Here is a 17608-nt window from a genome sequence, read left to right on the forward strand (position 1 = left end):
TGTCCGGAATGTCTGGTGAGAACCCGGACCGATCTGTGCCGTGCCGGTCCAGCCGCACCCCGCCGCCGGGTCTCTGGCAGGCTTGGCGCCATGGGCGAACTTGGGACGTTGGTGCTGCTCCGCCACGGGGAGAGCACGTGGAACGCGGAAAACCTGTTCACCGGCTGGGTGGACGTGCCGCTCTCCGAGAAGGGCCAGGGCGAAGCGCGACACGGCGGGGAACTGCTCGCCGACGCCGGCTTGCTGCCGGACGTCGTGCACACGTCGCTGCTGCGGCGGGCGATCTCTACGGCCAACCTCGCGCTGGACGTGGCAGACCGGCACTGGATCGAGGTCAAGCGCGACTGGCGGCTCAACGAGCGGCACTACGGCGCGCTGCAGGGCAAGAACAAGAAGCAGACTCTCGAGGAGTTCGGCCAGGAGCAGTTCATGCTCTGGCGCCGCTCCTACGACACCCCGCCGCCCGCCATCGAGCGCGGTGACGAGTTCAGCCAGGACGCCGACCCGCGCTACGCCCCGCTGGGCGAGGACGCACCGCTGACCGAATGCCTCAAGGACGTCGTCACGCGGCTGCTGCCGTACTGGGAGTCCGCGATCGTGCCGGACCTCCGGGCGGGCAAGACCGTGCTGGTCGCGGCACACGGCAACTCCCTGCGCGCGCTGGTCAAGCACCTCGACGGGATCTCCGATGACGACATCGCCGGCCTGAACATCCCGACTGGCATCCCGCTGCGCTATGACCTGACGGCCAACCTCAAGCCCGTCACCACCGGTGGCCTCTACCTCGACCCCGTCGCCGCGAAAGAAGCGGCCGCCGCCGTCGCCAACCAGGGCCGCTAACTCGTGAGTGTTTAGGCCGGTTAGAACCTGGTTAGAACCGGCCTAAACACTCACGAGCTTTTGGCCACCCGCTCAGATGACGCCTAGTTCGCGGGCCCGGGCACCGGCTTGGAAGCGGGACGTCGCGCCGAGGGCGGTCATCAGTTCGGCCACGCGGCGGCGGTAGGTGCGCAGGCCCAGTCCGAGCGTCCTGGCCGCCGTCTCGTCCTTGCAGCCCGTCGCGAGCAGGTCGAGGATCTGTGGCGCGAGCTGGCGGATCTCGGCGAACCGGGCGTCGTGGGTGGCGAGGTCGGTTGCCGACCGCCAGGCCGCTTCGAACAGAGACGTCACGCCGTGGACGACCTCCGGTCGGCTGATCACGCTGTACGCCCGCGCGCCGTGTACGTACTCCCCGGCGAGGATCGCGATGCGGCGGTCGAGGATGACCGTCTCGCTGATCTCGTCGGTGCTGATCCGGATTTCCGCGCCCCGCAGGTCGAGCTCGCGCACGTGCTCGGCACCGCTCGGGTCGAGCAGCACCGCCGGCCGGAAGATCTTGCGGATGCGTTTGCCGTCCAGTCGCGGCGGCGGTCCGTCCGGCCGAGGTCGCGTGGCGGCCCAGGTGAACAGATCGTTCGCCGCGCAGGCCATGTCGGTCGCCGCGGCGAACAGGTGCGCCGTGCGCGCGTGCACCTCTTCTTCGCCGTACACGACGGCCATCGAGGCAGTACCGGATACCAGTTCCACATCGACAAGTGTCCGCGCTCGAGGCCGTCGGCAGCAACCTGCCAAAAGATGACCCGCCGGGCGTCGTCGGCGAAGCTGGAACCATGACCAACTACGACGTGCTCTTCTCATCGGAGGAGAAATGACTACTGCCAGCACCCCCGCGGCAGCCGCGGGCACCTGGAAGCTCGGCCGTTACGAAGTCAACCGGATGGGCTTCGGCGCCATGCGGGTCGGCACCGACGTCGACCGTGCGGTCGCCGTGCTCCGCAAGGCCGTCGAGCTCGGCGTCAACCACATCGACACCGCCGCGTTCTACGGCACGTCACCGCTGTCCTCCAACGACCTGATCAACCGCGCTCTGCGGCCGTACCCGCGGGACCTGGTCATCACCACGAAGGTCGGGCCGTCCCGCGACGCCAACGGCCAGTTCCGGCCCATCGGCAGTCCTGACCAGCTGCGCGGGCAGGTCGAGGAGAACCTGCGTCAGCTCGGCCGCGACCACATCGAAGTCGTCAACCTGCGGATCGGCCAGGGCTTGGAGCGCGGCACCGGCTCGATCGCGGACCAGTTCGGTGCGCTCGCCGAGCTGCGTGAGGAGGGGCTGATCGGCGAGCTGGGCATCTCGAACGTCGGGCTTGAGCACCTCGTCGAGGCACAGGCCATCGCCCCAGTCGTCTGCGTGCAGAACCAGTACGGCCTCACCGCGCGCCGCGAGGACGACGAGCTCGTCCGGGCCTGCGCGGAGCAAGGGGTGGCCTTCGTACCGTTCTTCGCTGTCGCGTCGGCGGCTTCTGAGCAGTCGGCGGCCGTCGAAGAGGCTGTCCAGCGCGTCGCGAAGGCTCACGACGCCTCTTCGGCTCAGATCCGGCTGGCCTGGACGTTGCACCAAGGGCAACATCTGCTCGCCATCCCCGGAACGGGTGACCTCGGTCATCTCGCCCAGAACGTGGCCGCCGCCGCGCTGCGACTCACCGAAGCGGAGGTCACCCGACTGGATACCGCCGGAACAGCGGCAATCCGGAATTGACGACATTAACTGTCGAGGACATGAACAGCCGCTGAAGCAGCGGCGAACATGTCCCCCTCAGGTGTCGCGGCCGTCACGAGAACGCATCCAGTACTAGGCCAATAGGCCACCCCCGCGCTTACGATCCCCTCGTGACCGCGCCCGTTGCCTCAGTACTGGCCATCGTCGCATTGATGGTCGGGGTGGCCGTCGGATTGCTGATCGCCCGAACCCGGCGCAAGCGGGTCGAGCGCCAGCCGACCGGCCCCACCGTCGCCGAACTGCTGCAACGCCTCGTGCGTTCGTCCAACAGCGGCGTCGTCGTGCTCAACCGCTTCGGCGACATGGTCCTGCACAACCCGAGGGCCTACGAGCTCGGGTTGGTGCGGGTGGCCCAGGCAGACTCCCGCGCCCGCCAGGCCGCCGAGCAGGTGGTCGAGACCGACGAACCGATGGAAATCGACCTCTCGCCGACCGAGGCCAGGGGGCGGCAACCGGAGGCGGTGCTCGCCGAGGTCCGCCCGCTCGGGGACGGGTTCACCGTCGTCGAAGCGGTCGACCACTCCGACGCCGTCCGGCTCGAAGCCACGCGGCGCGACTTCGTCGCCAACGTGTCCCACGAGCTGAAGACGCCCGTCGGCGCGATCGCCCTGCTCACCGAGGCCGTGCTCGACGCGGTCGACGACCCCGTCGAGGTCCACCGGTTCGGCACCAAGATCCTCCGCGAGTCGACCCGGCTCGGCCAGCTCGTCACCGAGCTGATCGCGCTGTCCCGGCTGCAGGGCGCCGAGCGGCTCCCGGACCTCAACGTCGTCGAGGTCGACGCCGTCGTGCGCGAGGCACTCGGGCGCGCTTCCCTGTCCGCCGAGTCCGCGGAGATCGCCGTGACCACCGACGCGGCTAGCGGCCTGCTCGTCGAGGGCGACCGCACACTGCTGGTCACCGCGCTGTCGAACCTGCTCGAGAACGCCGTCGCGTACTCGCAGCCGGGCAGCCCGGTGTCGATCAGCCGCCGGCTGTCCGAAGGCTCGGTGGAGATCGCCGTGACCGACCGGGGCATCGGCATCGCCGAAGAGGACCAGCAGCGGGTGTTCGAGCGGTTCTACCGCGCGGACAAGGCCCGCTCGCGGGCCACTGGCGGCACCGGGCTGGGCCTGGCGATCGTCAAGCACGTCGCGGCCAACCACGGCGGTTCGGTCTCCCTGTGGAGCAGGCAGGGGACCGGCTCCACCTTCACCCTGCGCATTCCCGCGCACGTCGGCCCGGCGGAGCGTGCTGCCGCCGAGACCGCCGCCGAACAGCTTCCGCCGCCACCGCGGCAGGAGAAGAACCCCGAGCGGACAACCCGTCTCGTGGCCACTGGGCAGGACAGCCCCGATCATGGAGGTCAATTGTGACCAGGGTTCTGATCGTGGAGGACGAAGAGTCCTTCGCCGATCCCCTCGCGTTCCTGCTGCGCAAGGAGGGCTTCACCGCCGCCGTCGCGGTGACCGGGCAGCAGGCGCTCGAGGAGTTCGACCGCAACGGCGCCGACATCGTGCTGCTCGACCTGATGCTGCCCGGGATGAGCGGCACCGACGTGTGCAAGCAGTTGCGTCAGCGCTCGGCCGTGCCGGTCATCATGGTCACCGCCCGCGACAGCGAGATCGACAAGGTCGTCGGGCTGGAGCTCGGCGCCGACGACTACGTCACCAAGCCGTACTCGGCCCGCGAGCTCATCGCGCGGGTCCGTGCCGTCCTGCGCCGCGGCGGTGAGGCGGGCGCCGAAGGCGACCTGGCGCCCCTCGTGCTGTCCGCCGGGCCGGTCCGGATGGACGTCGAGCGGCACGTGGTGACCGTCGACGGCGAGGAGGTGTCGCTGCCGCTCAAGGAGTTCGACCTGCTCGAGTACCTGCTGCGCAACGTCGGCCGCGTGCTCACGCGCGGCCAGCTCATCGACCGGGTGTGGGGCGCGGACTACGTCGGCGACACCAAGACCCTCGACGTGCACGTCAAGCGGCTCCGCTCGAAGATCGAACCCGACCCGGGCTCACCGCGTCACCTCGTCACGGTCCGCGGCCTCGGCTACAAGTTCGAGACGTGACAGGAAGGAACCGTTCCGGGCGAAAACCGCCAGTAACGGTCCGTTCTTGTCGTGCCCGCGTGAAGTCCGGGTACCGTAGACCCCCGTGCGCCTAGGGGTTCTCGACGTCGGTTCCAACACGGTCCATCTCCTGGTCGTGGAGGCGCATCGTGGCGCGCACCCGACCCCGATGCATTCCGAGAAGGCGGTCCTGCGCCTCGCCGAGCAGATCACCAAGAGCGGCGAGCTGAGCCGCAACGGGGCGGAAGACCTGGTCAAGGCGGTGGACTCGGCGAAGGCCGCGGCCACCAGGCTCGGCTGCGGCGATGTCATGGCGTTCGCCACCTCGGCCGTCCGGGAGGCCGAAAACTCGGCCAAGGTCCTGCGCAAGGTCGCCGACGAGACCGGGGTCGAGCTCAAGGTCCTCTCCGGCGTCGACGAGGCCCGCCTGACCTTCCTGGCTGTCCGCCGCTGGTACGGCTGGTCGGCGGGCAAGGTGCTGGTGCTCGACATCGGCGGCGGGTCGCTGGAGGTCGCGATGGGCATGGACGAGGAGCCCGAGCTCGCCGAATCGCTCCCGCTCGGCGCCGGCCGCACCACGCGGACCCGGTTTTCGCACGACCCGCCGACCAGGTCCGAGCTGGTCGCGACGTCGGCATGGCTGGAAGACCAGCTCGCGAGCCTGGCTCGGAAGGTCGGGAAGCTCGGCAAGCCGGACAGGGTCGTGGCGACGTCGAAAACCTTCCGTTCGCTGGCCAGGCTGACCGGCGCGGCGCCGTCCGCGGCCGGACCGCGGGTGCGCCGGACGCTGACCGACACGGCGTTGAGCCAGCTCATCGCGTTCATTTCACGCATGTCGTCGTCCGATCTGGCGCAGCTCGAAGGCGTCAGCTCGAGCCGCTCGCACCAACTCGTCGCGGGGGCGCTCGTGGCGCAGGCCGCAATGCGAGCGTTATCACTCCCGGAACTCGAGATTTGCCCTTGGGCGCTGCGAGAGGGTGTGATTCTTCGGCGACTGGACCGTTCGAACGGCGCGGATGACACTGGTGCGATCACTCGAAGCGGTTCGTCGAGCAAACGGACCGGTGGCAGCAGCGGACTGGACGCGGGCACCGGACAACAGGCACGGTGAAGGTGATGACGGAAGACAGCGGAGGCGATCAGCCACAGAAGACCGTGGCCGAACTACTCGCCCAACACGGAGCACAGGTCGACGGCGGACGCCGTCGGCATCGTCGTGCTGCCGATGAAGAAGAGGACAGCGCCCCCAAGACCGGCGGTTCCCGGCGCAAACCCGATTTCGGTGACACCGCCCCCCAGGCGATCATCGACCGGATTGCGGCGGACGGTGGCACGCCGCTACCGCTGAACCGCCGCAACGGCGGAAGCCGGCGCGCGCGGGACCCACAGGACTCCCCGCCGCCGCCCCAGCCGCCTCAGCAGCGCCCGCAGCCGCAGGACTCCGGCCAGCTCCAGCGGCCGCCGATACCGCCGCTGCCGCCTCGCGAGCAGCAGCCACCCCCGCCCAAGCCGCCGCAGGACCGCCCTCAGGATTCGGCTCAGCTCAGGGTCCCGCGCCCGCAGGAGTCCGCTCAGCTGCCCCGGCCGCTGCCGCAGAACTCGGCCCCGCTGCCGCTGCCCCCGGCACGTCCGGCGCAGCAGCCACCACAGCAGCCCCCGCCGCAGCCGCAGGAGTCGGGCCAGCTGCCGCTGCCGCCGCGCGGCCGTCCGCAGCGTCGCCCGCCGCAGCCGCCGCCCGGCCAGCCAGATCCCGGCGTCAACGCCCGGACCAGGTCTTCCATGCCGCCGGCCCCACCGCAGGCGCCGAAGCCCGGCCCGCTCGCGGCCAGGCTGGACGGCCTCGACGGCACCCCGGACACCGATCCTGTACCCGCCGAGCAGCCGCCCGGTCAGATGGCCAGCGGGGCGTTCCAGACGCCCCAGGCCCCGCCGCGACGGCCGCTCCGCCCACCGGCCAGACGTCCCGCGCCGCCGGAACCCCACACCGAGCAGTTCGCGGCCGTGGTCGACGAGCCGATGGTCGAGCCGGAGCCGGTCGACGAGCCGCCCGCACTGGACGGCCCGCCCGCCGGGCTGGCCAACTGGCGCAAGCGACGGCGCACGGAACAGGTCGAGGAGCAGCTCGACGACACGCAGATCGGTTCGATGCCGGCCCTCGACGAGGACGACGACGAGTTCGACGAGCACCCGTCGATGCCGCCTGCCGGGTTCGTCGACCCGGGGCCGCCCACCCGCGGCTGGTCCCCGCCGCCGCCGTTCGCGCCCGGCCGCGGCACGCCGCCCGATCCCCGCGGCGCCCGCGGCGAGCTGCGCGACGGCCTCGACACCCACGGTGGCCATCTCGGCGTCCCCGGTGCCCCCAACGGGCACGGCGGGCACACCGTTGACGACGGATACGCCTACGACGACGAGTACGCCGACGATCTCGACGGTGACCTGGATCACGATCCCGAGGGTGATCTCGATCACGACCTCGCGCACGAGCTCGACGACGAATACGGCGATGAGTACGCGGACGAGTACGCCGAGGAACCGCTCGAAGCGGCGTCGCCAGGCAAGCAGTGGCTCGCACTGGCCGGGCAGCTTGCCGGCGGGGTCGTCGGCGGGGCCGCCGTCTGGCTCGGCTTCAACTGGCTGTGGGTGAACCTGCCCGCCGCCGCGCTGGTCGCCGCGCTCGTCGTGGTCGTCGGCCTGGTCTGGATCGTCCGTAAGATCCGCCGCGCCGAGGACCTGCAGACCACCGTGCTCGCGGTGCTCGTCGGACTGGTCGTCACCGTCTCCCCGGCGGCCTTGCTCCTGTTGTCCCGTTGACCGAGCCCACGCGTGTGCCCTCCACGCACAAGGTGGGCTTGTCGACGGCTTCGGTCTGGCCGCTGAAAGCCGGCGCGGCCTTTGAGCTCGCCGCCGAGCTCGGGTACGACGGCGTCGAGGTGATGGTCTGGGCCGATCCGATCAGCCAGGACGTCTCCGCGCTGCGCCGCTGGTCCCGTGACACCGGGATGCCGGTCCTGTCGGTGCATTCGCCGTCGCTGCTGATCACCCAGCGGGTCTGGTCCCCGGACCCGGTCGTGCGGCTGCGGCGGACCATCGACGCCGCGGTCGACCTCGGCGCGCCGACCGTGGTGGTGCACCCGCCGTTCCGCTGGCAGCGGCGCTACGGCGACGCCTTCGCGGACCTGGTCAACGAGCTCGAGGACGCCAGCGGGATCGCGATCGCCGTCGAGAACATGTTCAAGGTCCGCCCGCCCGGCGGTTCCCGTGACTCCCGGGTATCGGCGTTCCGGCCGTCGATCGACCCGACCGACGTCGGCTACCGGCACTACACGCTCGACCTGTCCCACACCGCGGCGGCCAGGATGGACGCCGTCGCGCTGGCGGGGCGGATGGGTGCCGGGCTCAGCCACGTCCACCTCGCCGACGGCACCGGCATTCCCAAGGACGAGCACATGGTCCCGGGCCGCGGTGGTCAGCCGTGTGCGGAGCTGCTGGAACTGCTTGTCGCCCAGGGTTACGACGGGCAGATCGTGCTCGAGATCAACACGCGTCACGCGTCCTCTTCGGCGGGCCGGGCGAAGGACCTCGCCGAGTCGCTGCTGTTCGCGCGTTTCCATTTGGGCCAATAGGGTTCAAGATCACTGTTCAAGATCGAGATTGTCGCTCGAACAGTCCAATCGGCTCTGCATTTCCGGCACGTGAACACGTAGAGTTCCGCCCGTGAACCCGCCGCGATCGTTGATCTTCGCCTTCGCCGGAAGTGACATCGTCCGCCGGTTCGTGACCGCCGGTCCCGGCTGCCGTGGCCGGGCCGACAGCCTGGTGGCCGGTGCTTCCGCCGCTTCCGCCGTCGACGCGGCCGAGCGGCTCGCCGGAGAGGGCCTGCGCAGCACGTTGGCCCACCTGGGCGAGCGGACCCCGGACCGGGCGGTGGCCGAACAGACCGTGCGCGAGTACCTCGGACTGCTCGATCTCGTGTATGCCCGCGGCCTGTCGGCGCACGCCGAAGTCAGTCTGACGTGGTCCGCGGTCGGCGGGTTGATCGACGACAAGCTCGCGCTGGACAACATCTGGCGCCTCGCCGCGGCCGCCGAGCAGTGCGACACCACCGTGACGTTCGACGTTCACGGCCCGATGACGGACGCCGGTCTGCGCTCCTTCGAAGAGCTGCGGCACACCTGGCCGCGCGTCGGCATCGTGCTGCGTGCGTCCTCACCGCGTGCCGAAGCGGATACGGCGTCGCTGACGGCTGAGGGCACACGCGTGCGTCTTCGTGCGGGCGCGGTGGAGACCGGAAATCAGCACGAAATCGACCTCTCGTACGTCAGGTGTGCGAATGTGCTGCTGGCGGGTGACGGCCACCCGATGTTCGCCACCCATGATCGACGGCTCATCGACGTGCTCACCGAACGTGCGCGCTGGTACGGCCGCAAGCAGGGCGAGTACGAATTCCAACAGTGGTACGGAGTCCGGCCGGCTTACCAGCGCGGCCTGGCCGAGGGGGGCGAGACGGTGCGGATACACGTGCCTTACGGCGAGCAGTGGTACGGACACTTCTTGCGGAGGCTCACCGAGCCGTCCGCGGACGCGAAGATATTCCTGCGCGCGCTAGCCAGTCGTTCGTGAGCACGGGCGAAGCCACGCCGTTCGACGCGGCGATCGCGGTGCGGTCCATGGGCGACGGCACGTTCACCGGGGTCCTGCGGCACGAATGGTCGATCAGCGGTCATCCGCACGGTGGGCTCCTGCTCGCGCTGCTGGCCAAGGCCGGGTTGTCGGCGCTGGTCGAGTCCGGTGAGCCGCCGGCGGACCCGCTGGTGGTCAGCGCCGACTTCTTGCGGCCGCCCGCGGTCGGCCCGGTGCTGCTGCGGACCGAGGTCCGCAAGGTGGGCCGGACGACGAGCACGGTGTCCGTCGGACTGGAACAGCGCGGCCGCAGCTGCGTCGAGGCGCGGGTGACCGCCGGGCGGCTGCCGATGCGGCGGCCCGAGTGGCTCGACCTGCCCGCGATGCCGATCGAGCCGCCTGCCGGCGCGATCCCAGTCGCCGGCGGCAGCTTCGAAGGCGTGTTCAACCTGTCGAAGGGCTGCGACATCCGCCTTGACCCGGCGACCGTCGGCTACCTGACCGGCCGCACCACGGACCCGCCGCGGATCCGGCTGTGGGCACGACCTCGGGACAGCCAGCCGGACACGTTCTTCGCGCTGCTCGCCGGTGACCTGAATCCGCCGGTCGTGTTCAACCTCGGCCGGCGCGGCTGGGCCCCGACCGTGCAGATGACGGCACTGGTCCGCACGCGGCCGGCGCCGGGCTGGCTGCGGGTCGTCGTCGACAGCCGTTCGGTCCACGAGTCGTGGTTCGACTCCGACGCCACGGTGATCGATGCGCAAGGCAGGCTGGTCTGCCAGACGCGGCAGCTGGGGCTCGCGCTCGCCCCGGCACCGGGGTCGTAGGCGGCGTTTGGCACGCTGGCTCCCATGAGCGTTATCGCGGTTTTGGGTGCGGGAAAGATCGGCGAAGCCCTGCTGTCGGGGCTGCTGCACGGCGGCAGGAGCGCGGACGAGCTCCTGTTCACCGAGCGGTACCCGGCACGCGCGGAGGAACTGACGCGGCTCTACGGCGTCCACGGCGTCACGGTCGCCGACGCCGCAAAGCGGGCCGACGTGCTCGTTGTGGCCGTCAAGCCGCAGGACATCGAGCCGGTGCTGGACGAGCTGGCGCCGTTGCTCGGGCCGGAGTCGCTGGTCGTCTCACTGTGCGCCGGGCTCCCGACGTCGTTGTACGAGCGCCGGCTGGCCGCCGGTGTGCCGGTGGTGCGGGTCATGCCGAACACCCCGATGCTGGTCGGCGAGGCCATGAGCGCGATCTCGGCCGGCAGCCACGCGACGTCCCAGCACCTCGCGCTGGTCCGCGAGATGCTGGAATGCGTCGGCAAGGTCGTCGAGGTCCCCGAGTCGCAGCAGGACGCCGTGACCGCGCTGTCCGGCTCCGGCCCGGCGTACTTCTTCTACCTGGTCGAGGCGATGATCGACGCCGGGATCCTGCTCGGCCTCCCGCGCGAGCTCGCCGGGCAGCTGATCATCCAATCGGCCGTCGGCGCGGGGAAGATGCTCGCCGAGTCCGGCGAACACCCGGTGCTGCTGCGCGAGGCCGTCACGTCGCCCGCGGGGACCACCATCAACGCGATCCGGGAGCTGGAGAAGCACGGCGTCCGCGCGGCGCTCCTGGCGGCCATCGAGGCCGCGCGAGACCGCTCCCAGGAGCTCGGCAAAGCCCACGACGAGGCGTAGCCGCCTGGGCGGGGCTCTGGGGCCGTCACGTCGAGGATCCGCTCCTATGGATGTCAAGGGCGGCCCTGGAGGACGTAGTGGGGACGTTTCGTACACAACGGCACCCGACCGGCCAACCCCGGCAGTCACACCGACACCATCAGCCCCGCTGGATGCTGGCCGCAAACCGGCATCCAGGCATTCGGCGGAGTCAAGCGGCTCTTCCGTGGGAATGACGTGGCGTTCGGGTGCAGGATGGGCCCATCTTGGTGACAGGCGTCGCAGGAGTCCCACGTGTCCCGCTACTGTTCAGGAAGCACGTGCGTGTCGATACCACAGGTGGGGAAGCCTCGTGGCGCGACACGTGTCGAAAGGCACGGTGAATTATGTCGCCGAACAAGAAGAAGCCGGTGCTGACCACGGTCGGCCAGGTCCAGTTCCTCACGGTCGCCGAGGTGGCCACGCTCATGCGGGTCTCCAAGATGACCGTCTATCGATTGGTGCATTCGGGTGAACTTCCGGCTGTCCGGGTCGGGAAGTCGTTCCGCGTGCCGGAAAAAGCGGTGCACGACTATCTCGAAGGTGCCTACTTCGACGTGGGTTGAGCAGCCGGTGGGCTCACTCCATGGGTCCGCCGACTCACCCGCCAGAGGCCACAGGTAACCTTGAAGACCGCTCGTGCTTGATGCGCTCCACCCGTTGGACGCTGCACCGAGCAGCGTTATCAACGACGACAATAAGGAGCGCCCGTGGGCTCTGTGATCAAGAAGCGCCGCAAGCGCATGTCGAAGAAGAAGCACCGCAAGCTGCTTCGCCGCACCAGGGTGCAGCGAAGGAAAGCCGGCAAGTAGGGCTTCAGCTCTGCCGCTTGGCGGCAGAGCCGTGTCCAGCAAGGCCCGTCCCCCTGGGGCGGGCCTTGCTTATTTTTCGAGGAAACAGCTTCCGGGGACACTTTTTCAAGGAGATGTGCACCCTCGGTGTGATTGTCGCGGCCGTCACGCCCATTCGAGTGAGTCCCGTGACCTGTTCGCAGCGGTCGGGTTAATAGCCTGTAAGGGCCCCTCGGACCAGGCATTATCGGCGGTAACATCGAGGGGGCCTCCGCGCGATGCTTCAATGAGTGCAGGTTCGCGCACTCCCGGTGATCATCGACGATCGCGCGCCAGCAGTGGTCGCGCAGCCACCATCGTTACCGGGAAACCCAAGCTTCACCGCCGCCAGGGAGATTCATGCCGTCCAACATCGTGCTCGTGACCGGAGTCGGTGGTGAGCTGGGCGGAAAGCTCCTGGCCAGGCTGGGCAACAACCCCGAGTTCGAGCGCGTGATCGGGGTCGACACCACCCCGCCGCCCAAGGCCGTCATGCAGCGCATGGGGCACGCGGAGTTCGTCCGCGCGGACATCCGGAACCCGCTCATCGCCAAGGTGATCAGTACCGCCCAGGTCGACACCGTGGTCCATGCCTCCACCACCGCGCATCCGGCCGGTCCCGGCCGCCGCACGGCGATCAAGGAGGTCAACGTCATCGGCACCATGCGGCTGCTCGCGGCCTGCCAGCGCTCGCCGCTGGTGCGCAAGCTGGTCGTCAAGTCGACGGCGGCGGTGTACGGCGCCAGCGCGCGCTCGCAGGCCGTGTTCACGGAGGACTCCGAGCTCATCCCGACGTCGTCGAGCGGCTACGCGAAGGACGCCGTCGAGATGGAGGGCTACGTGCGCGGGCTGTCCCGCCGGCGCCCCGACATCACGGTCACGATGGCCCGGATGATCAACATGATCGGCCCCGAGGTCGACACCGTGCTCGCGCGGTACTTCGCGCTGCCGGTGGTCCCGACTGTGTTCGGCTACGACGCGCGCATCCAGCTCCTGCATTCGGCGGACGCCCTCGCGGTGATGGAGATCGCCGCGCTCGAGGACAAGCCCGGAGTGTTCAACGTCGGCTCCGAGGGCGTGCTCACGCTGTCGCAGGCGATCCGCAGGGCGGGCCGGATCGGCCTGCCGATGCCGCGCTCAGTCGTGCCGTCGGTCGGCAAGCTGCTGCGCGGCGCGCGGGTCGTCGACTTCTCCGCCGACCAGGTGCGGCTGCTCAACTTCGGCCGGGTGGTGGACATCACCAAGCTCAAGCAGGAATTCGGCTACACCCCGCGCTGGACGACGCGGGAGGCCTTCGACGACTACATCCAGGGTCGCGGGCTCAGGCCGGTGCTCGACGGCCAGCGCCTCGCGGGCCTCGCCCGCAAGGTCGCCGTCGCGGCGGCAACCGGTCAAGCGGTCGGCCGATGAGCCGACCGCGAAACACGGAACGACGGAACGAGGTGGATAACGTGACGACCAGTGCCCAAGCCCAGGTCATCCCGCTGCACGGACCGGGCCGTGAGAAGCCCGCGCCGACGCCCGAAGCGGGGACAGGGCAGGCAGGTGACGGGGACGCCGAGCGGCGTGTCGAGGCGCCGGTGGTGAACTTCCCGCGCCCGGCGTCCGTCGAACTCCCCGCGCCGCCCGCGGACACGACGTTGTCCAGTGGGCTCACCCACGCGCTGAGCTTCCTGCGCAACCGGCTGACCGGCGATTACACCGTTGACGAGTTCGGCTTCGACGCAGAGCTGACCGACAACCTTGTGCTGCCGCCGTTGCGCGCGCTTTACGAGAAGTGGTTCCGGGTCACCACGCACGGCGTGCACAACCTGCCGTCCGAAGGCGGCGCGCTGCTGGTCTGCAACCACTCGGGCACGTTGCCGCTCGACGCGCTGATGACGTCCGTCGCCGTCCACGACGAGACCCCGACGCATCGCCACCTGCGCGGGCTCGGTGCGGATCTGGTGTTCAAGGCGCCGCTCGTCGGCTCGTTGGCCCGCAAGTCCGGGCAGACGCTCGCCTGCAACCCGGACGCGGAACGCCTGCTGCGCAAGGGAGAGCTCGTCGGCGTCTGGCCGGAGGGCTTCAAGGGCATTGGCAAGCCGTTCGCTTCGCGGTACAAGCTGCAGCGGTTCGGCCGCGGCGGGTTCGTGTCGGCGGCGCTGCGGACCGGGGTGCCGATCATCCCGGTGTCGATCGTCGGCGCGGAGGAGATCTACCCGAAGATCGGCGACATCAAGCTGCTCGCCAGGATGCTCGGGCTGCCGTACTTCCCGGTCACGCCGTTCTTCCCGCTGCTCGGCCCGCTCGGCGCGATCCCACTGCCGACGAAGTGGAGCATCGAGTTCGGCGAGCCGATCAGCACCGAAGGGTTCGACCCCGAGGCCGAGGAGGACCCGATGCTGGTGTTCAACCTCACCGACCAGGTCCGTGAGTCCATCCAGCAGACCCTCTACAAGCGCCTCTCCCAACGCGAAGGCGTCTTCCGCGGCTAACCCCCTGCCGTCGCCCCAAAGCGCAAGTCGCCGTCGAGTTGCGGTACTTAGCGTCCACAACTATCGCAACTCGACGGCGAGTTGCGATAGTTGGTGCAGCTGGGGTCAGCGGCGGCGGTGGGCGAGGGCGACGGCGATAGCGCCGGCCAGGGCTCCCGCGCCGAGGACTGTGGGCACGCCGATCTTCGCGGCCTTGCGGCCGGTGCGGAAGTCGCGCACCTCCCAGCCACGTGCCCTGGCGACGTCGCGCAGGCCCGAGTCCGGGTTGACGGCCACGGCTGTCCCGACCGCCGACAGCATCGGCACGTCGTTCTGCGAGTCCGAATACGCCGTGCAGCGCTTGAGGTTGAGCCCTTCGCGGGAGGCGAGCGCGCGCACGGCGTGGGCCTTCGCGCGGCCGTGCAGCATGTCACCGACAAGACGTCCGGTGTACACGCCGTCGACATGTTCGGCGACCGTGCCGAGCGCGCCGGTCAGCCCGAGCCGCCGCGAGATGATCGCCGCCAGCTCGATCGGGGTCGCGGTGACGAGCCACACCCGCTGTCCGGCGTCGAGGTGCATCTGCGCGAGGGCGCGCGTGCCCGACCAGATCTTCTCGGCCATCAGCTCGTCGTAGATCTCTTCGCTGATCTCGGTGAGCTCCTTGACCGTGCGACCGGCCACAAAGGACAGTGCCTGCTCGCGTGAGGACCGCACGGTCTCCTTGTCCTCGCGGCCGCCGACCCGGAACTTGACCTGCTGCCAGGCGAACCCGACGAGATCGGCGCTGGTGAAGAACTTCCGCGCGGCCAGCCCGCGGGCGAAGTAGTAGATCGACGCGCCCATCATCATCGTGTTGTCCACGTCGAAGAAGGCGGCGGCCGTCAGGTCCGGCGGGGCCGGGGGTGCCGGCGGCTCGTTCGACGCGGCGATCTCCATCGCCACGGCCGCCTCGGCCGACGCTTCGCCGGCCAGCTCAGCGAGCCGCTCGAGCTCCTGGCTCTTATCCCTGCCGCGCCACGATGCCACGCACACCGCCTCCAGGTTGGACTAGTCGACCCGGCGGCCCGGACGGGCCGGGTACTTGTGCACAGACTAGCGACAGCGCGTGGCCGATGTCCTACGGCTCGCTGGCGTGCACGCGACCGACACCGACCTGGTCAACCGATCACGATCGGCGGCAGGCCGGGAAGCAGCGGCGGCAGCGAGATCAGCGGCGGACGCGGCGACGTCGTCGGCGGGCGGGGGTTGATCGGCGGCAGGATCGGCGGCGCGATCACCGGCGGCGGCTGCGAGCCGCCCGAGGTCGCCGTGGGCAGCGGCGGTGTCGCCAGTGCGGTCTCCGTCCGGGAGAGCACCGACGTCGTCTGTGAGCCCACGACGGGGTCGGGCGGGGGCACGACCGTGCCACCCGTCGGCGGCCCGGTCGTCGGGCTACCGCCTGCCGACGTCGTCGCCGGGGCGTCGCAGGCGCCCTGCGCGGGGATGGCGCCCAGTTGGTCGGTGAGGCCCGACGTGATCTGGTAGCACCCGAGGCGCGCGGCCAGCGACGCCGCGCGTTCGGTGATCTTGCCGAGCAGCGACCGCGTCTGCGCGAACTGCGCGGCGGCGGCAGGTGGGATGGCCGCCTGTTCGGCGTCGAGCTTGGTGGACTGCTGGGCGGCCCAGGTGCGCAGCTCGGTCAGCTGCTGATCACCGCCGTTCGCGGTCGCCACCGAGGTGAGCTGAGCGACACCGGAGCTGACGTCGCTGTCGAAGTCGGCAAGCCCGGTCACGTAGGCGGCGCTACCGGCGTCGTTCTTCGACAGCTGGGCGAGCTCCTCGATCCGGTTCGTCGCGAACTCGAGGTACTTCTCGCCCTTCGCCTGCTGCCCGAACGTCAGGCCCAGCTCGGCCGACTCGCCGGCGCGCTTGACGCCGTACAGCGCGTCTCCCGGCAGGGCGTTCTTGGACAGCAGCAGGCTCAGCCCGCCGAGGACGAGCAGCGCGGCGACCGCCGCGACCAGCGTGCCGACCAGGATCGGGTGCTTGCGGCGAAGCGGACTGGGCTTGTCATCGTTGTCAATGTTCTCATCACGCTCTTCATCCGCCGGAGCGAGCCTTTCGAAGATGTCCGCGTGGATCCGTCGGCGGGTTTCGGCGTCCGGCGCCCCGGCTTCGCCGAGCGCGCGGAGGTGGTCGAGCAGGGCAAGTTCGGTCGCGAACTCGGCGGACTCCCCGCCGGATCGGTCGTCGACGGCCTGCGCGAAGCGGTCGCTTTCCGCCCGCTCGCGCGAGAACCACCTGGGCACGCCCACGGTCCGGCTCCGTCTCCCTGTGCACGACCGCCAACTTGACCGGTCTAGGGGGAAAACGATCCGGCGGCCCCGATGGTTACGGATTCGGGCCAGTCCGACCGGAAAGGGACAGAAATTGTGCCGCTCAGCGCAACCCGGTGGGCAGAAGTTGCGCCAATCGGCGTACGGCCCGGTGCTGGAGGGCCTTGATGGCGCCTTCATTGCGTTTCATGATCACGGCGGTCTCGGCCACGGACAGGCCCTGCATGAACCGCAGGACGATGCATTCCCGCTGGTCCTCGCCCAGTTCGGCGACGCACCGAAGCAGTTCGGCGCGGGTGGCGCGGTTGATCACCTGCTGCTCCGGGCCGGTCTGGGTCTGGGTGCCGATCCCGGACAGCGGGACCGCGCCCGGCTCGGTGACCTCGTCGGTGACGACCTCGAGCCGAAACCGGCTGGACTTCACGTGGTCGAGGATGAGGTTGCGGGCGATCGTGACGAACCACGCGCCGACGTCGCGGCCCTGGTAGCTCACCGACGTGATGCGACGCAGCGCGCGCAGGAAGGTCTCGCTGGTGACGTCTTCGGCTAGGTCGCGGTCACCGAGCCGGAACAGGACGTAGCGGTAGACGACGTCGACATAGCGGTCGTAGAGGAGTCCGAACGCCGACGAGTCGCCTTCCTGGGCGGCGCGGACCAGGTCCCAGCCCTCGGCCTTGGCCACTTCGGCGCGATCGGTGTCGTCTTTGGTGGGGTTCCGCCTGCTCGACGGGGCCGGCCGCGCCGACGCGCGGCGGATGATGTGTCCGGCGGCCATGATCGCCGGGCCGCGGGTCGCGGCGAATTGCAGGCTCATCGTGTGGCACCTCCGACGGGCCCGCCCAGTTCGTCGCCCCCGATGACCATCCCGGACAGGGAGTCTTGACCTGCGCGAACCATTTCGTCAACAGCAAGCCAGTTCGTCACAGCGACTCCCTTGTCAGATTCCCCGAGTGATCAACACCACTCGTGGACGACCAGCAGCATACGTGTTGTTACCGCGAAGTAGGTAGAGGTGTCCCGGTTAACGGGAGTGCGACGGGCCATCTCCATCCCCATGACGGGGGA

At 69.8% G+C, this 17608-nt stretch carries 18 protein-coding genes; 14 read left to right on the top strand and 4 right to left on the bottom strand.

The window, feature by feature from the left end:
- The first annotated feature begins 90 nt into the window (after window positions 1–90).
- Window positions 91–840 carry a phosphoglyceromutase gene (locus JWQ81_RS28310; RefSeq protein ID WP_297546229.1) on the top strand — a complete coding sequence of 250 codons (750 nt, stop codon included), beginning with the start codon at window positions 91–93 and terminating at the stop codon, window positions 838–840.
- 72 nt (window positions 841–912) lie between these two features.
- Here JWQ81_RS28310 and JWQ81_RS28315 read toward each other — a convergent pair whose 3' ends face one another.
- The gene (locus JWQ81_RS28315; RefSeq protein WP_297546231.1) at window positions 913–1566 is read right to left on the bottom strand and encodes a DNA-binding response regulator; all 654 of its coding nucleotides are present in this window, start codon (window positions 1564–1566) and stop codon (window positions 913–915) included.
- Between the two features lie 121 nt (window positions 1567–1687).
- Here JWQ81_RS28315 and JWQ81_RS28320 point away from each other — a divergent pair, with 121 nt between their 5' ends.
- The 13 genes from JWQ81_RS28320 to JWQ81_RS28380 all read left to right on the top strand — a co-directional run bounded on the left by JWQ81_RS28320 (window position 1688) and on the right by JWQ81_RS28380 (window position 14246).
- Window positions 1688–2575 (top strand): oxidoreductase, encoded by an 888-nt coding sequence (locus JWQ81_RS28320; protein ID WP_297546232.1) that lies wholly within the window; start codon window positions 1688–1690, stop codon window positions 2573–2575.
- A 131-nt stretch (window positions 2576–2706) separates the two neighbouring features.
- Window positions 2707–3951 (top strand): ATP-binding protein, encoded by a 1245-nt coding sequence (locus tag JWQ81_RS28325; protein WP_297546233.1) that lies wholly within the window; start codon window positions 2707–2709, stop codon window positions 3949–3951.
- Window positions 3948–4637 (top strand): response regulator transcription factor, encoded by a 690-nt coding sequence (locus tag JWQ81_RS28330; RefSeq protein WP_297546234.1) that lies wholly within the window; start codon window positions 3948–3950, stop codon window positions 4635–4637. The genes JWQ81_RS28325 and JWQ81_RS28330 overlap by 4 nt, the downstream gene beginning before the upstream one ends.
- A gap of 85 nt (window positions 4638–4722) precedes the next feature.
- Complete coding sequence (locus JWQ81_RS28335) at window positions 4723–5748, top strand: Ppx/GppA phosphatase family protein (protein WP_297546235.1); 1026 nt, start codon at window positions 4723–4725, stop codon at window positions 5746–5748.
- Window positions 5749–5753: 5 nt separating this feature from the next.
- Window positions 5754–7448 carry a hypothetical protein gene (locus tag JWQ81_RS28340; RefSeq protein WP_297546237.1) on the top strand — a complete coding sequence of 565 codons (1695 nt, stop codon included), beginning with the start codon at window positions 5754–5756 and terminating at the stop codon, window positions 7446–7448.
- A gap of 14 nt (window positions 7449–7462) precedes the next feature.
- Window positions 7463–8260 (top strand): sugar phosphate isomerase/epimerase, encoded by a 798-nt coding sequence (locus tag JWQ81_RS28345; RefSeq protein WP_297546419.1) that lies wholly within the window; start codon window positions 7463–7465, stop codon window positions 8258–8260.
- A 91-nt stretch (window positions 8261–8351) separates the two neighbouring features.
- A complete protein-coding gene (locus tag JWQ81_RS28350; protein WP_297546239.1) occupies window positions 8352–9257 on the top strand; it encodes a proline dehydrogenase family protein in 906 nt (301 codons plus the stop codon).
- A gap of 47 nt (window positions 9258–9304) precedes the next feature.
- A complete protein-coding gene (locus JWQ81_RS28355) occupies window positions 9305–10084 on the top strand; it encodes a thioesterase family protein (protein WP_297546421.1) in 780 nt (259 codons plus the stop codon).
- Between the two features lie 24 nt (window positions 10085–10108).
- Complete coding sequence (gene proC, locus JWQ81_RS28360) at window positions 10109–10921, top strand: pyrroline-5-carboxylate reductase (RefSeq protein ID WP_297546241.1); 813 nt, start codon at window positions 10109–10111, stop codon at window positions 10919–10921.
- A 365-nt stretch (window positions 10922–11286) separates the two neighbouring features.
- Window positions 11287–11505: a helix-turn-helix domain-containing protein gene (locus tag JWQ81_RS28365; protein ID WP_297546243.1), complete on the top strand. Its 219-nt coding sequence runs from the start codon at window positions 11287–11289 to the stop codon at window positions 11503–11505.
- Window positions 11506–11649: 144 nt separating this feature from the next.
- Window positions 11650–11751 (top strand): AURKAIP1/COX24 domain-containing protein, encoded by a 102-nt coding sequence (locus tag JWQ81_RS28370; protein ID WP_007030867.1) that lies wholly within the window; start codon window positions 11650–11652, stop codon window positions 11749–11751.
- 378 nt (window positions 11752–12129) lie between these two features.
- Window positions 12130–13179 carry an NAD-dependent epimerase/dehydratase family protein gene (locus JWQ81_RS28375; protein ID WP_297546257.1) on the top strand — a complete coding sequence of 350 codons (1050 nt, stop codon included), beginning with the start codon at window positions 12130–12132 and terminating at the stop codon, window positions 13177–13179.
- Window positions 13176–14246, top strand: a complete 1071-nt coding sequence (locus tag JWQ81_RS28380) for a lysophospholipid acyltransferase family protein (RefSeq protein ID WP_297546258.1) — start codon at window positions 13176–13178, stop codon at window positions 14244–14246. Before JWQ81_RS28375 ends, JWQ81_RS28380 begins: the two co-directional genes overlap by 4 nt.
- A gap of 105 nt (window positions 14247–14351) precedes the next feature.
- Here the strand turns inward: JWQ81_RS28380 and JWQ81_RS28385 are convergent, their stop codons facing one another.
- The 3 genes from JWQ81_RS28385 to JWQ81_RS28395 form a co-directional block, all read right to left on the bottom strand.
- A complete protein-coding gene (locus tag JWQ81_RS28385; protein ID WP_297546422.1) occupies window positions 14352–15269 on the bottom strand; it encodes an HAD-IB family hydrolase in 918 nt (305 codons plus the stop codon).
- Window positions 15270–15385: 116 nt separating this feature from the next.
- Complete coding sequence (locus JWQ81_RS28390; protein WP_297546259.1) at window positions 15386–16522, bottom strand: DUF5667 domain-containing protein; 1137 nt, start codon at window positions 16520–16522, stop codon at window positions 15386–15388.
- Window positions 16523–16646: 124 nt separating this feature from the next.
- Entirely contained in the window at window positions 16647–17357 is a 711-nt protein-coding gene (locus JWQ81_RS28395; protein ID WP_297546261.1) for a sigma-70 family RNA polymerase sigma factor, read from the bottom strand.
- Window positions 17358–17608 lie beyond the last annotated feature (251 nt).

Origin of the sequence: Amycolatopsis sp. (assembly GCF_025464955.1) — a bacterium.
Classification (GTDB): Bacteria; Actinomycetota; Actinomycetes; order Mycobacteriales; family Pseudonocardiaceae; genus Amycolatopsis.

Coding starts and splice junctions, on each gene's coding strand:
- JWQ81_RS28310 (WP_297546229.1), top strand. CDS start 91: ATGGGCGAACTTGGGACGTTGGTGCTGCTCCGCCACGGGGAGAGCACG.
- JWQ81_RS28320 (WP_297546232.1), top strand. CDS start 1,688: ATGACTACTGCCAGCACCCCCGCGGCAGCCGCGGGCACCTGGAAGCTC.
- JWQ81_RS28340 (WP_297546237.1), top strand. CDS start 5,754: ATGACGGAAGACAGCGGAGGCGATCAGCCACAGAAGACCGTGGCCGAA.
- JWQ81_RS28355 (WP_297546421.1), top strand. CDS start 9,305: ATGGGCGACGGCACGTTCACCGGGGTCCTGCGGCACGAATGGTCGATC.
- proC (WP_297546241.1), top strand. CDS start 10,109: ATGAGCGTTATCGCGGTTTTGGGTGCGGGAAAGATCGGCGAAGCCCTG.
- JWQ81_RS28365 (WP_297546243.1), top strand. CDS start 11,287: ATGTCGCCGAACAAGAAGAAGCCGGTGCTGACCACGGTCGGCCAGGTC.
- JWQ81_RS28375 (WP_297546257.1), top strand. CDS start 12,130: ATGCCGTCCAACATCGTGCTCGTGACCGGAGTCGGTGGTGAGCTGGGC.
- JWQ81_RS28380 (WP_297546258.1), top strand. CDS start 13,176: ATGAGCCGACCGCGAAACACGGAACGACGGAACGAGGTGGATAACGTG.
- JWQ81_RS28395 (WP_297546261.1), bottom strand. CDS start 17,357: ATGAGCCTGCAATTCGCCGCGACCCGCGGCCCGGCGATCATGGCCGCC.